9 protein-coding genes and 2 riboswitches are annotated in these 14,486 nt (G+C 65.7%); of the genes, 4 read left to right on the forward strand and 5 right to left on the reverse strand.

Translation table 11 applies throughout. The annotated features are described in order from the left end of the window. Positions 1–7: 7 nt before the first annotated feature. From NGM28_RS05465 to galE, 3 genes are all read left to right on the forward strand, one after another. Positions 8–1,534: an O-antigen ligase family protein gene (locus NGM28_RS05465; protein ID WP_252088998.1), complete on the forward strand. Its 1,527-nt coding sequence runs from the start codon at positions 8–10 to the stop codon at positions 1,532–1,534. A gap of 5 nt (positions 1,535–1,539) precedes the next feature. Continuing rightward, positions 1,540–4,140, forward strand: a complete 2,601-nt coding sequence (locus NGM28_RS05470; RefSeq protein WP_252089000.1) for a glycoside hydrolase 5 family protein — start codon at positions 1,540–1,542, stop codon at positions 4,138–4,140. A 117-nt stretch (positions 4,141–4,257) separates the two neighbouring features. Further along, positions 4,258–5,220 (forward strand): UDP-glucose 4-epimerase GalE, encoded by a 963-nt coding sequence (galE, locus tag NGM28_RS05475; RefSeq protein ID WP_252089002.1) that lies wholly within the window; start codon positions 4,258–4,260, stop codon positions 5,218–5,220. Between the two features lie 104 nt (positions 5,221–5,324). Here the strand turns inward: galE and NGM28_RS05480 are convergent, their stop codons facing one another. Beyond that, a complete protein-coding gene (locus NGM28_RS05480; protein WP_252089004.1) occupies positions 5,325–6,650 on the reverse strand; it encodes a sigma-54 dependent transcriptional regulator in 1,326 nt (441 codons plus the stop codon). Between the two features lie 334 nt (positions 6,651–6,984). Between NGM28_RS05480 and NGM28_RS05485 the strand changes: the two genes are divergently transcribed. Next, entirely contained in the window at positions 6,985–7,251 is a 267-nt protein-coding gene (locus NGM28_RS05485) for a hypothetical protein (protein ID WP_011533642.1), read from the forward strand. A 94-nt stretch (positions 7,252–7,345) separates the two neighbouring features. On the opposite strand, the gene NGM28_RS05490 is transcribed toward NGM28_RS05485, so the two are convergent. The 4 genes from NGM28_RS05490 to cobW form a co-directional block, all read right to left on the reverse strand. Continuing rightward, positions 7,346–7,930, reverse strand: a complete 585-nt coding sequence (locus tag NGM28_RS05490) for a vWA domain-containing protein (RefSeq protein WP_252089006.1) — start codon at positions 7,928–7,930, stop codon at positions 7,346–7,348. A gap of 83 nt (positions 7,931–8,013) precedes the next feature. Then, positions 8,014–9,012 carry a magnesium chelatase ATPase subunit I gene (locus NGM28_RS05495; RefSeq protein ID WP_252089008.1) on the reverse strand — a complete coding sequence of 333 codons (999 nt, stop codon included), beginning with the start codon at positions 9,010–9,012 and terminating at the stop codon, positions 8,014–8,016. A gap of 2 nt (positions 9,013–9,014) precedes the next feature. Continuing rightward, positions 9,015–12,776: a cobaltochelatase subunit CobN gene (gene cobN, locus NGM28_RS05500; protein WP_252089010.1), complete on the reverse strand. Its 3,762-nt coding sequence runs from the start codon at positions 12,774–12,776 to the stop codon at positions 9,015–9,017. A gap of 3 nt (positions 12,777–12,779) precedes the next feature. Beyond that, positions 12,780–13,847, reverse strand: a complete 1,068-nt coding sequence (gene cobW / locus NGM28_RS05505; protein WP_240065716.1) for a cobalamin biosynthesis protein CobW — start codon at positions 13,845–13,847, stop codon at positions 12,780–12,782. A gap of 101 nt (positions 13,848–13,948) precedes the next feature. Next, a riboswitch (cobalamin riboswitch) is annotated at positions 13,949–14,147 on the reverse strand. Positions 14,148–14,208: 61 nt separating this feature from the next. Further along, a riboswitch (cobalamin riboswitch) is annotated at positions 14,209–14,433 on the forward strand. The last annotated feature ends 53 nt before the right edge of the window (positions 14,434–14,486 follow it).

The raw sequence follows: 14,486 nt of genomic DNA on the forward strand, positions 1-14,486 counted from the left end.
ACCGCCAATGCCTGAACATATTCGTGCGTTGATCGTCATCCTGTTTGCCGCCGGCGTCGTTTTCACGCTCGCCCGCCGCCCGGCAGCAGACCTGATCCCCTACAGCGACTTCAAGCGGCGGCGCAACCTGTGGTTCGCCCTGACGCTGGTGGCATTCTTCTCGTTCAGCTTCTGGGTGTATGCCGCCGCCGCGGCGCTGGTCATGTACTTGGCCGGAAGGCGCGAGCGCAACACCATGGCGCTGTTCTTCATGCTGTTGTTTCTCATTCCGCCAGCTTCAGTACAGATTCCGGGCTTCGGCGTCATCAACTACCTGCTCGACCTCAACCACCTGCGCCTGCTGAGCCTGTGCATCCTGCTGCCGGCGGCGCTGAGCCTCAGCCGCCAGGGCGACACCGTGCGCCTGGGGCGGCTGTGGCCGGACAAGCTGCTGCTGGCGGGCGTCGTGCTCCTGGCCTTGCTGTACCTGCGTGACACCACCCTCACCGACACCCTGCGCCAGGCGCTCTACCTGTATGTCGACGTGGTCCTGCCGTACTACGTGGCCAGCCGCGCGCTCAAGACCCTTCAGGATTTCAAGGACGCCCTGCTGGCCTTCGTGCTCGCCTCGTTCGTCCTGGCGCTGATCGGGGTGGCCGAGTTCCTGCGCCACTGGCTGCTCTATGACGCCTTGCTCGATGCCATGGGCGTGCGTTGGGAGATGTCCAGCTACCTCAGCCGCGGCGGCTCGTTGCGGGCCAGCGCCACCACCGGCCAGGCCATCGCCCTGGGCTATGTCATCAGCGTGGCCGCCGGCCTGTACCTGTTCGTGCAGGGCTTCGTGCGCAGCGGGATGCAGCGCGCCCTGGGTGCCTTGCTGCTGGCGGCCGGCCTGGTCGCGCCACTGTCGCGTGGCCCGTGGATCGGCGCGGGGATCATCCTGGTGACGTTCATCGCCACCGGCAGGAACGCCATCAAGCGCCTGATGCTGCTGGGCATGGCCGGCGTGTTGGCCCTGCCCCTGCTCACGGTGGTGCCCGGCGGCCAGAAGGTGCTCGACCTGCTACCGTTCATCGGCAATATCGAAAAAGAAAACATCACCTACCGCGAACGTCTGCTGGACAACTCGTGGATCGTCATCCAGCGCAACCCGCTGTTCGGCTCGTTCGATTTTCGCAACACCCCGGAAATGCAATCGATGATCCAGGGTGACGGCATCATCGACATCGTCAACACCTACGTGAACCTGGCGCTCAGGGTCGGCCTGGTGGGCCTGGCGCTGTTCGTGGCGTTCTTCGTGGTCATTCTGGTCGGCATCCGTAAATCCATGCACGCCTTCCCGGACAAGGATGACCCGCGACGACAACTCGGGCGGGCATTGCTGGCAACGCTGATCGGCATCATGGTGATCATCTTCACCGTCAGCAGCATCACCGTCATCCCCACGGTGTACTGGTCGGTGGGCGGACTGGGCGTGGCCTACATCCAGATGGTCCGCCAACAGCGCTACGCTCAGGACACCTTGATCTCCAATGCAGGCCTTCAACCCAGGTAAACGCCATGACACGAGGTTTTCTGCGCCGCTTCATAGGGATATCGGCATGCGCTGGCCTGGTGTTGCTGCCATTGGCGGGCTGGGCGGCGGCCTGGAACGTCAGCGTCGACGAGCGCAATGGCCTGCCGGCCCTCACACGGGGTGGCGGGCCGACCATGGCATCCAAGTTCGACTTCTGGGCCAAGGAATGGAGTTGGACAAGCTTCTACACGTCGTTCAAGGTCAACGGAGCTTATGACTACCTGCTCCAAGGCAAGAATAAAGACCTTGATTTCGATCTTTCAGCCGACATCCGCAAGACCTCTGCAAATACCCTGACCTGGAATTTCGACCTGAACGCCCGCAGCCGCAAGGCGAATGTCATGGGCGGCGGTATCACCTTCCAGTTCGACCAGGCGCTGATCGACGGGGAAATGGGCGCCCCGGTGCTGCTGCCCGACAACCGTGGCTGGGCCTGGGGCGGCAATGGGCGGGCGCGGCGTATCGAAATGCGCTTCGAACCAGCGCTGGCCAGGGTGTATTTCGAACGCGGCAACACCAACGAAGTGCGGGCTTTTTTCTATCAGGACCCGATCCTGCCCGGCAGGCAGCAGATCAAGGCCACCCTCGAAGTCAGCGGCGACATCACCCTTGGGCCGACACCGACTGAACGCTTCGGCCTGGCCGACCCCACGCGCTGGCCGGACGACCAGCTCGACTGGCGTACCTCGCCGGTCGACTTGTCGTTCCTCAACGAGGCGGAAAAACCGGCCGGCAAGCGTGGCTTCGTCAAGGCCGCCGGCGAGCAGCTGGTGTTCGCCGACAACACCCCGGCCCGTTTCTGGGGCACCAACCTGTCGGCCTATGCGATCTTCAAGACCCCTGACGACGAGATCAGGCAACAGGCCAAGCGCCTGTCGGCACTGGGCTTCAACCTCGTGCGCATCCACCACCACGATTCCCCCTGGGTCAGCCCGAACATCTTCGGCGACGTCAACGCCCTGCGCGACACCCAGCAACTGAGCGCCGAATCGCTGCGCAAGATCGACTGGTGGATCAAGTGCCTGAAGGAGGAAGGGGTCTATGTCTGGCTCGACCTGCACGTACAGCGCCCTCTCGCCGCCGCCGACCGGATCTATGGCTTCGACGAAGTGGCCAGGGGCGACCGGGCAATCGATCTCAAAGGCTATGCCTATGTAAACCCGACCATCCAGCAAGCGATGAAGCGTTTCGCCGAGCAGTACCTGACCCACGTGAACACCTACACCGGCCTCGCCTACAAGGATGATCCGGCGATCGCCGCGATGCTGATCACCAACGAGAACGACATCACCCAACACTTTGGCAATGCCCTGCTCGAAGACAAGAACGTACCCAAGCACAGCAAACTCTACATGGACGACGCCAAAGTGTTCGCGCTGCGCAACCAACTGCCCACGGAGACTATCTGGCACGCCTGGGAACATGGCCCCTCGAAACTGTTCCTCAATGACCTGGAGCACCGTTTCAACGTCGACATGATCAAGCACCTGCGCGGCCTGGGGGTGAAGGTGCCGATCGTCACCACCAGCACCTGGGGCGGCAACGGCCTGAGCGCCCTGCCGGCGCTGACCGCCGGCGACGTGATCGATGCGCACAGCTATGGCGGCGCCGGCCAGCTCGACAGGAACCCTCTGACCAGCGACGGCATGATCAACTGGATTGCCGCCGCCCAGGTGGTCGGCATGCCGCTGACGGTCACCGAATGGAACGCCGAGCCCTTCCCCACCCCCGACCGCCACTCGCTGCCGCTGTATGTGGCGGCGACCGCCCGGCACCAGGGCTGGGATGCGCTGATGCAGTACGCCTACAGCCAGCAGGCCTTGACCGAAGGCTGGCGTACGGCCGACAACTGGCACGCCTACAACGACCCGGCCATGCTCGCCACCCTCCCCGCCGCCGCGTTGCTTTACCGTCGAGGCGACGTGCAGGCGGCACGTACCCGTTATGTCTTCGCGCCGCCATCGAACATGCTGTTCGGCCAGGAGATCACCCCCGCCAACTCAGCGTTGCTGCGCACCGCCATGACCAAAGGACGACTGCAGGTCGCCATGCCCGCCACGCCCGTTCTGCCCTGGCTGCAACCCAGCACGATACCGGCCGATGCCAAGGTGCTGCGCGACCCCGACCAGTCACTGATCGACGCCAACGCCACCGAGGCGATCACCGACACCGGCGAGCTCAAGCGCAACTGGCAGCAAGGGCTCTATATAATCGACACGCCCCTGACCCAGGCGGCCACTGGTTGGCTTGGCGGCCAGTCGGTCAACCTGAGGGATATCCAGGTACAGCTGAAAACCCCTTATGCCAGCGTCGTGGTGCAGAGCCTGGATGCCAAGCCCCTCGCTCAATCTCGTAGCCTGCTGGTTTCGCTGGGCAGCCGGGCGGTGCCCAAGGCGGACGACAAGACGCCTTTCCATGTCGAACCCCTCGAAGGCACGCTGTCCATCAAGGCTGTCCAGGGTCTGAAGCTCTACAGCCGCGACGCTGCCGGCAAGCAGAGCGAGCTCCCTGTGACTTACAAGGATGGCCGCTACAACCTGCGCCTCGACGGCCAGCGGATGACCAATTGGCTGTTCCTGAAATAGCCATCTAGAGTCACAACAGACCTGTTCTGGCAGCCTGTGATCGGGCCCGCCGACAAGCCACCGCTCCCAGCGCGCGTCAGGGAAGGTTGCACAGGCAAAGGAATCCAGGAGGTTTGCATGAATTTTCTGGTTGTCGGCGGTGCAGGCTATATCGGTTCGCACATGGTCAAGCACCTGTTGTGGGCCAACCATCAGGTGGTAGTGGCGGACACGGCGCCCACCCGTCCGGGGATCCACTGGGTGCAACTGGACATCGCCAATGTCCACGCATTGGACACGCTGCTCGCCGAGTACCGCTTCGACGCCGTGTTCCACTTCGCCTCGTACATCCAGGTGGGCGAATCCGTCGCGGACCCCGGCAAGTACTACCAGAACAACGTTGCGGCCACCCTGACGCTGCTCCAGGCCATGGTGCGGGCTGGCATCGATAAACTGGTGTTCTCCTCCACGGCGGCCGTGTATGGCGACCCGATGGCAACGCCCATCGATGAAGAACACCCCAAGGCACCGATCAACCCCTACGGGCGCAGCAAATGGATGGTCGAGCAACTGCTTGCGGATTTCGACCGTGCCTATGGCCTGAGGTCGGTGTGCCTGCGCTATTTCAATGCCGCTGGCGCGGACCCGGAGGGGCAATTGGGCGAGTGCCACGAACCCGAGACCCACCTGATCCCGCTGATCCTGCAGGCCGCCGCGGGCAGACGCCCGGCCATCACGGTATACGGGCGTGACTACGACACCCCGGATGGCACCTGTATTCGCGACTATGTGCATGTCGCCGACCTGGCCTCGGCCCATGCCCTGGCGGTGGACTACTTGGTCGCCGGTGGCGCGAGCACGGCGTTCAACCTCGGCAATGGCCAGGGTTTCTCGGTGCAGCAGGTGATCGATGCCGCACGCCATGTGACGGGGCGGCCGATCGATATCAGCGATGCGCCCCGCCGCCCTGGCGACCCGCCCAGGCTGGTGGCCGATGCCGGCAAGGCAAGGCAGGTGCTCGGCTGGACACCACAGTTCGATTCACTGGAGCAGATCGTGGCCCATGCCTGGCGCTGGGAGCTGAAATTTCCCTGGCGTTGAATGCAATCCCTTGTAGGAGCCGGCTTGCCGGCGAACACCGGCAATGCCGGTGCCATCCACCGCGTCGCCGGGTTCGCCGGCAAGCCGGCTCCTACAGGGTTTCGTCAGCGAATCTGATGTTTGTGCAGCAACCGATAGAAGGTCGGCCGCGAAACCCCAAGCACCCTGGCCGCTACGCTGAGGTTGTTGCTGTGGCGGTTGAGCACATCGCAAAGCGCCTGCCGCTCGGCCCTTTGCTTGTAATCTTCGAGCGTTCCCAACGGTTGCTCCAACTCGCGAACCTCGTGCAACCCCAGGTCCTTCGCCTCGATCTGCCGCCCCTCGGCCAGCACCAGGCCACGCCGCACCCGGTTGGCCAGCTCGCGCACATTGCCTGGCCAGTCATGCCGGCCCATGGCGGCCAGCGCGCTGTCACTGAACGAGCGCGCACGCCGGCCGGTTTCCAGGCTGTAGAAGTCGGCGAAATGGCTGGCGAGCATCGGCATGTCGCCGTGCCGGTCACGCAGCGGCGCGGTCACCACTTGCAGGACGTTGAGCCGGTAGTACAGGTCTTCGCGAAAACGCCCTTGCTCGATGGCTTTCTCCAGGTCCACATGGGTCGCCGCCAGGACCCGCACATCCACGGGGATCGGCTGGTTGGAGCCCACCCGCTCGATGTGCTTCTCCTGCAGAAAGCGCAGCAGATTGGCCTGCAGTTCCAAGGGCAGGTCGCCGATTTCGTCGAGGAACAGGGTGCCGCCATTGGCCGCCTCGATACGCCCCACCTTGCGCTGGTGGGCTCCGGTGAACGCACCCTTCTCATGGCCGAACAGCTCGGACTGGATCAAGTGCTCGGGGATGGCGCCGCAATTGATCGCGATGAAGGGCTGGTCGCAGCGCTGCGACTGCCGGTGCAGGGTTCGCGCCACCAGCTCCTTGCCCGTACCGCTTTCGCCACGGATCAACACCGGGGATTCGGTCGGCGCGAGCTTGCCGAGCAATTTGCGCAGTTCGCGGATGGGCCGGCTTTCGCCCAGCAATTCGTGTTGGGGTTCGTCAAGGTGCATGGCGCCCTTGCCGCGCAAGCGCGCCATGCCAAAGGCCCGCCCGAGCGTGACCTGGACCCGCGACACGTCGAACGGCAGCGTGTGGAAGTCGAAAAACCATTCACAGACGAAATCGCCGACGTTCTGCATGCGCAGTTCCTCGGCGCTGAGCACGGCGATCCACTCGGTGTTGCTGCGCTTGATCATGTCCTTGACCGCGTCGGGGTGACGCAGGTGTTGCGCCTGCAAGCGCAGCACGCCCACATCGCATGGGTGCTCCAGGGCGGTGTCGAGGACACTGCTGCGCACTTCCCAGCCGATGTCGCGCAGGCCCGGAAGCAGCTGGTGACACTCGTCGCACGGGTCGACGATCAGCAAACGGCGCTGGGATGCAGATTCAGGCATGACCATTCCTTGGCGCCACATAATGGTTTTTTCCGAAGAAACAGTACTTTGCGACGCCCGACTTAACAGTAGCAACGAACTTGACAGCCCCCACTACCGTTGGTCAGCCCAGCCGTAACACTGCGTCACACCTTGGAATTATCGCTAACTATCGACGTCACATCCGGCGACGCGGATAAACGGATAACGGGACTTCTATAAAATATTTTCAAGCGCCGTGTGACTCCAACCCTGATCTGGAGCATCAGTACGAATAACCCCGCGCTGTACCCTTGCCTGGCATAACACCGCGGAACCTATATTTCGCTGTTTGGGACCATAGAGAGACCGAACCATGAATGCCCCGCTCCGTGTCAACGAAGCACTGCTGATCGCCGACCACGCCTTCGAACCCTTCCAGTGCGTCGCCTGGGATGCCCCCAACGGCACGGGCGAGCTGAGCCTGGCGGTGATCGACCGGACCAGCACCCGAATCGGCGCCAAGCAAGTCTCCTCGCGGGTGTATTCCGACCCGGCGCAATGGGCCAGCCTGATCGAGGAAGTACGCGCGGAACTGTGCCAGAAGGGTTACGACCTGCAACCCTGGTCGATGCCGAAATAAACACCGGTGCGCGCAGTTCGCGCACTTGTGCAATTCCCGCATGGCCGTTTTATAACTTTCTTGCGGGTGCGACATACTGTCGCGCACACCCCACTTAATTGATCTGCGTGAACGTGTCTATATGCCGATATTCGGCCTGTAGTTGTTCGGCAAGTTGCCGCGCCCGCCCCACGCGTACAGCCGCCAGTTCCATGTCCACCAATAAAGTGGCGCACGGCAATGGCTGTGGCGTGGCCCACTGACGCAACCGACCGTCGGTCAGTACCAGGCAGCGTTGCACTTCTTGCGGCAGGCGTTTGCGTCGTGCCAGCAACCAGTGGCGCGCCTCCTCCAGCGCGGCGAACAAGGGTGTGCCCCCCCCCGCCCCCAGCCCTTGCAGCCACGGTTGCAACGCTGCCGAGGCCTTGAGGCCGTGGCGCTGCCAGTGTGGCCGGTTGCCGCTTGCGGTGAGCAGCGCCAGGCGCGCCCGTTGCCGGTAGGCCTGGTCGAACAGCTCGGCCAGCAGCCCCTTGGCCTGGGCCAGCGCCTGATGGCGGCGAGTCGAGGCCGACGCGTCGACGATCACCAGCCACAACGCGGGCCCGTCGGCCTGACGTTGCTGCCAGCAGAGATCCTGACGCTGACGAGGCAGGCCCTTGAGCAATGTGGGCAACCAGGCGACTCGCCCGCCATTGGCCACGCGCGGGCGGCCACGGGATGCCCCCTTCAGCTGACCTGCGCGGGGCCTGGCATCCGCCGCCTGGGTGTCGCGCGGGCGGATGCTCAGGGCTTTTTTGCCCAGTTCGGCACCTCGCGCCGCGCACCGCCGGCCACCGGCTGTGGCGGCAATGCCCCCCAGTCGCCCTGCCCTTGTTCACGCTCCTGCCCCCGCGACGGCTCAGCGGCGCCGGCCGGCGCCGGTTGTTGTGCATCGGCGCGCCGTCGGTGACGCAAGGCGAACTCGGCCACCGCCTCGACATCCGCTTCCTCGATGGCCGCGCTGCCGCGCCAGGCCGCATGGGCCCGGGCAGCGCGCAGCCAAACCAGGTCCGCACGCAGGCCATCGACGCCGGCAGCAAAACAGCGTTCGGTGATCCAGGCCAGGGCCTGGTCATCCAGGGGAATCGAAGCCAATTGCTCGCGCGCAGCGTGACAGCGCTCACGCAGTTGTGCCTGCGCTTGCGCCCACTCGGCGCAGAATGCCTCGGGGTCGCTGTCGAACGCCAGGCGTCGACGGATGATCTGCTGCCGGGCGTCGGGTGCCGGCAAGCCGTCGAGGGCGACATTGAGGCCGAAACGGTCGAGCAACTGCGGACGCAACTCACCTTCTTCCGGGTTCATGGTGCCGATCAGCACGAAACGGGCGGCATGGCGATGGGAGATGCCATCGCGCTCGACACGGTTGGTGCCGCTGGCGGCCACGTCCAGCAGCAGGTCCACCAGCGGGTCGGGCAACAGGTTGACCTCGTCGACGTACAGCACGCCGCCGTCGGCATGGGCCAGCACCCCCGGCGAGAAGCGCGCCTGGCCCTGGCCCAGGGCGGCATCCAGGTCGAGGGTGCCGACCAGGCGCTCCTCGGTCGCGCCCAGCGGCAAGGTCACGAACGGCCCATCACCAAGCAGGTCGGCCAGGCCGCGGGCCAGGGTGCTCTTGGCCATGCCGCGCGGGCCTTCGATCAGCACGCCGCCGATCTTCGGGTCGATGGCCGTCAGGCACAGGGCCAGCTTGAGTTCGTCGGCACCGACCACGGCCGCCAGGGGGAATTGCACGGGTTCGCTCATGTTCAGTTGTCTTCCTCGCCGTCGAGCAACTGCTGCTCAAGGCTGTCGCGGTAGTCGCCCGGCTCCTGCCACAGCCCCCGCTGCTGGGCTTCCAGCAGGCGTTCGGTGAGGTCACGCAGGGCCTCGGGGTTGTGCTCACGCATGAAGTCACGGGTGGCCGGGTCGAGCACATAGGCGTCGGCCAGGCCCTGGTAATGATGGTCGTCGATCAGATGGGTGGTGGCGTCGAAGGCAAACAGGTTGTCCACCGTCGCGGCCAGCTCGAACGCACCTTTATAGCCATGGCGCTTGGCGCCGTCGATCCACTTGGGGTTGAGGGCGCGGGCGCGAATCACCCGGTTCAGCTCTTCCTTCAAGGTGCGGATGCGCGGCCGGTCGGCCTGGCTGTGATCACCGTGATAACTGGCCCGGGCGCTGCCGGCCAGGATCTCGGCGGCGGCCAGCATGCCGCCCTGGAACTGGTAGTAGTCGTTGGAGTCGAGCAGGTCGTGCTCGTGGTTGTCCTGGTTCTGCAGCACCGCCTGCACCTGGCTGAGGCGCTGGGCGAACTGGGCGCGGGCCGGGGTGCCCTCGTCGCTGGCGCCATAGGCGTAGCCACCGTGGTTGAGGTAGACCTCGGCCAGGTCGTCGCGGCTGTGCCACAGGCGCCCGTCGATGGCGTTCTGCACGCCCGCGCCGTAGGCACCGGGCTTGGCGCCGAACACCCGCCAGCCAGCCTGGCGGGCGGCCTGCTCGGCGTCCACGCCGTCATTCAGCAGTTTTTCTCGTTCGGTTCGCACGCGGGCGGCCAGCGGGTTGAGATCGTCCGGCTCGTCCAGCGCGGCCACCGCCTGCACCGCCGCGTCGAACAGGCGGATCAGGTTGCCGAAGGCATCGCGGAAGAAGCCCGAAACGCGCAAGGTCACGTCGACCCGCGGGCGGTCGAGCAAGCTCAGCGGCAGGATCTCGAAGTCGTCCACCCGCTGGCTGCCCGTCGCCCACACCGGGCGCACGCCCATCAGCGCCATGGCCTGGGCGATGTCGTCGCCACCGGTGCGCATTGTCGCCGTGCCCCACACCGACAGCCCCAGCTGGCGCAGGTGGTCGCCGTGATCCTGCAGGTGGCGTTCGAGGATCAGGTTGGCCGAGGCGAAGCCCAGGCGCCAGGCCGTGGTGGTCGGCAGGTTGCGCACATCGACGGTATAGAAGTTGCGCCCGGTCGGCAGTACATCAAGCCGCCCACGGCTGGGCGCGCCACTGGGGCCGGCAGGCACGAAACGTCCGGCCAGGGCGGCCAGCAGGCCATCGATCTCGGCGCCGCCGCATGCGTCCAGGTTGGGCGCGACCTCTTCGCACAGGGCGCGCAGCACTTCCCGCACAGGCTGCCAGCACGGTGCATCCGGCAAGCCGGCCTCGCCCGCCAGCGCTTGCTCGATCAAGGTGACCGCCAGCAGTTCCAGTCGCTCGCGGGTGTCGCCCTGGGTGCGCCACAACCCGGGATCACAGGCCTGCAACAATGCCGGGCGCGACCCTTCCCAGGCCTGGCCCAGGTCGCAATCGAGCGGGTCGAAGCCCAGCGCCAGCGCCTTGGCCAGGGCGCGGATCAGGCTGGCGTTGCCACCCTTGCCGTCCCCCCGCTCGACCCGCAATAGCGCCAGCAAGGTGTCGCTGCGCAAGCGCCCCTGGGGTGACTGGCCGAACACATGCAGGCCATCGCGGATCTGCGATTCCTTCAGGTCGCACAGGTAGGTGTCCAGACGTGGCAGCCATACCGCGGCGTCGTCCAGTTGCCCTTCAAGTTGCAACTCGCGGTCGATATGGTTGGCCTTGACCAGTTCCAGGATGTCGCGCTGCAGCTCGCGGGCACGGCGTGGGTCGAGCAACTGGGCCTCATAGTACTCATCCGCCAACTGTTCCAGATGCCGCAACGGGCCGTAGGTTTCGGCGCGGGTCAGCGGCGGCATCAGGTGGTCGATGATCACCGCCTGGGTACGCCGCTTGGCCTGGGCGCCCTCGCCCGGGTCGTTGACGATGAACGGGTAGATGTTCGGCAGCGGGCCGAGCAACGCATCCGGCCAGCATTCATTGGACAGGCCCACGCCCTTGCCCGGCAGCCACTCCAGGTTGCCGTGCTTGCCGACATGGATCACCGCGTCGGCCGCGTAGCCGTTGCGCAGCCAGAAGTGGAATGCCAGATAGCCATGGGGCGGCACCAGGTCCGGGTCGTGGTACACCGCGCTGGGGTCGACCTGGTAGCCTCGGGCCGGCTGGATGCCGACGAAGGTCAGGCCATAGCGCAGCCCGGCGACCATCATGCGCCCCGAGCGGAACATCGGGTCCTGTTCGGGTGGCCCCCAGCGCTCGCGCACAGCGCGCTGGTTCGCCTCGGGCAATGCGCCGAAGGCAATCTGGTAGTCCGCCAGGCTCAGGCTCTGGGCGCAGGGGCGCTGGTCCAGGTGGTCGAGGTCGTTGGTCACCCCACCGAGCAGTTGGTGGATCAGCTCGGTGCCGCTGCCCGGCAGGCCGGCCACCGGATAGCCCTGTGCCTGCAGAGCCTGGAGAATGTTCAAGGCAGCGCCTGGGGTGTCCAGGCCGACACCGTTGCCGATACGTCCATCGCGGGTCGGATAGTTGGCCAGTACCAGGGCGATGCGCTTTTCCTGGTTGTCCAGGCGTGCCAGCTCCACCCAGCGCCGCGCCAGCTCGGCGACGAAGTCCATGCGTTCGGGGTGGGCCCGGTAGCAGACCACATCGGACTGGCTGCGCTCGCTGCGCCAGGCCAGGTCCTTGAAGCTGACCGGCCGGGTGATGATGCGCCCATCCAGTTCCGGCAAGGCGATATGCATGGCCAGGTCGCGGGCGCCCAAGCCCTGCTCGCTCTGTTCCCAGGCAGGCTGGTTGTCCTGGGCGCAGATCGCCTGCAACACCGGCACGTCGCGGCGCAGCGGGCGCAGGTTGGGTTGTTCGGGGCTGGACAAGGCGAAACCGGTGGTATTGATCACCACTTCGGCCTCGACCTCGTCGAGCCAGCTTTCAACCTGATCGAGGCAAGCACGCTCCTTGAGGCTGGCCACGGCGATCGGCAATGGGTTCAGGCCGCAGGCTTGCAGGCGCTGGCAGAACACATCGATGAAAGCCGTATTGGCGGCTTGCAGGTGCGAACGATAGAACAGCAATGGTGCCACCGGGAACGCCGGGTTCCACTCAGCGTACCAGTCCTCCAGCACCGCGCTGACCTTGCCTGGGTGGTACACCGCAGTGCGCGGCAACGGTTGCGGCTCATGCCACGGGTAGTCACGCCCGAGCCATAGGCTGGCCAGGCAGTTGAACAGGTTGACGGCGTTGGCCTTGCCGCCCTGGCGCAGGTAGTGCCAGAGCCGCTCGGCTTGCTCGCCGCGCACCGTGCCCAGGTCGGTCAGTTCCGGATCGGGACGGTCATCGCCGGGCACCAGGATCAGTTGCACGCCTCGGTTGGCCAGTTCCACCAGTTGCTCGACACCATAGCGCCAATAGCCGACGCCACCGTGCAGCGAGACCAGAATCACCTTGGCGTGACGCAGCACCTCGTCGACATAGAGGTCGACCGAGGCATGGTTCTGCACCTGCATGGGGTTGGCCAGGCGCAGGCTGGGGAAGTCCTCCGGCAACTGCTCGGCGGTTTCGGCGAGCAGTGCCAGGTGCGAATCACCGCTGCAGAGGATCACCAGCTCGGCGGGGGTCTGGCCGAGGTCGGCGATGCTGTCGTCCGGCACGAAGCCGCCGGGCTGGGTCCGCAGCAGGTGCATGGGTCAGGCGCCCAGGGCCTGGCGCAGGCGCGCCTCCAGTTGCGCGGCGTCGAGGTCCTGGCCGATCAGCACCAGGCGGGTGATGCGCGGCTCCTCGCTGCGCCAGGCGCGGTCGAAGTGCTTGTCGAAGCGGGTGCCCACGCCCTGGATCAGCAGGCGCATCGGCTTGCCGGGGATGGCGGCGAAGCCCTTGGCGCGCAGGATGCCGAACTCGGTGACCAGTTGCGTGAGGGCGTCGAGCAGCAGGCTCTCGTCGGCTTCGGGCAGGTCGATGGAGATGGAGTCGAAGGCGTCGTGGTCATGGTCGTCGTGGTCATCGCCATCGTGATGCGAGTCGTGGTGGGTGCGGCGGCCATCGATATGCGCCTCGGACTCGGCCCCCACGCCCAACAGCACCTCCAGCGGCAGGCGACCGCTGCTGGCCTCGATCACCTTGACCGCTGGCGGCAGTTCCTCGGCCACCTCTTTACGGACCTTGGCCAGGCCCTCGGCGTCGATCAGGTCGGCCTTGTTCAGCACCACCAGGTCGGCGCTGGCCAGCTGGTCGGCGAACAGTTCGTGCAGGGGTGACTCGTGGTCGAGGTTGGGGTCGAGCTTACGCTGGGCATCGACTTGGTCCGGATACGCGGCGAAGGTGCCTGCGGCCACGGCCGGGCTGTCGACCACGGTGATCACCGCGTCGACGGTGCAGGCATTGCGGATTTCCGGCCACTGGAAGGCCTGGACCAACGGTTTGGGCAACGCCAGGCCGCTGGTCTCGATAAGGATGTGGTCCAGGTCGCCACGGCGGGCCACCAGCTCGCGCATCACCGGGAAGAACTCTTCCTGGACGGTGCAGCACAGGCAACCGTTGGCCAGCTCATAGACGCGGCCATTGGCCTCTTCCTCGCTGCAACCGATGCTGCACTGCTTGAGAATTTCGCCATCGATGCCCAGTTCGCCGAACTCGTTGACGATCACCGCGATGCGGCGGCCCTGGGCGTTGTCGAGCATATGGCGGAGCAAGGTGGTCTTGCCCGAGCCGAGGAAGCCGGTAACGATGGTGACGGGGAGCTTGGCCAGTGTTTTCATGTCGCGGTGCCCTTGGCGGCTGTGGCGCGGGCATGCAGGACGATAGCCACGGGCCCTGTCGGCCTGGCTGGTTCGCCACCGGATCACCCCGCCCGGTTGAAAGTCGAAAACGTCGCGAGGCAGGTCTCCTGGCTCGCACTGTGCCGGCAGGATTGCCAGCGGGATGGCGCCTTCCCGCGCGTGCGCAGTGGCTGTGCCGATCCGTTCCAGTGCCTACAGTTGCGGGGGCAGCCGCGGCATCGACCGCGTTCCCGTCTTAGCTCCGGCCAACGCCGGAGAACCTCGAAGCGGCAAGGCTACGCAGAGCCTGGCTTGCGGTCAACCGCCGCCGCCATTGACGCAATGGTTCGCCCCATGATTTGCTAGCGCATTGCGTTCAGGTGCCCCCTTGGGGTGAAACGGGAAACCGGTGCGTCACGCCTCTCTCTACTAGAGGCCGGACAATGCCGGTGCTGCCCCCGCAACGGTAAGCGAGTGAAGCGTCTTGACCACTGTGCCCGTCGACTCGGCATGGGAAGGTGACGCCAACAACGGAGCCCTGCTCCACCTCGCCAGCCCGGAGACCGGCCTGACACCACATGAACACCCCGCGGTGGGCGGGCGCTGTCGCATACCTGGGCGAGCTTCGTCCGGGGTCGC

The sequence above is a fragment of the Pseudomonas sp. MWU13-3659 genome, assembly GCF_023757525.1.
Taxonomy (GTDB): domain Bacteria; phylum Pseudomonadota; class Gammaproteobacteria; order Pseudomonadales; family Pseudomonadaceae; genus Aquipseudomonas; species Aquipseudomonas entomophila_E.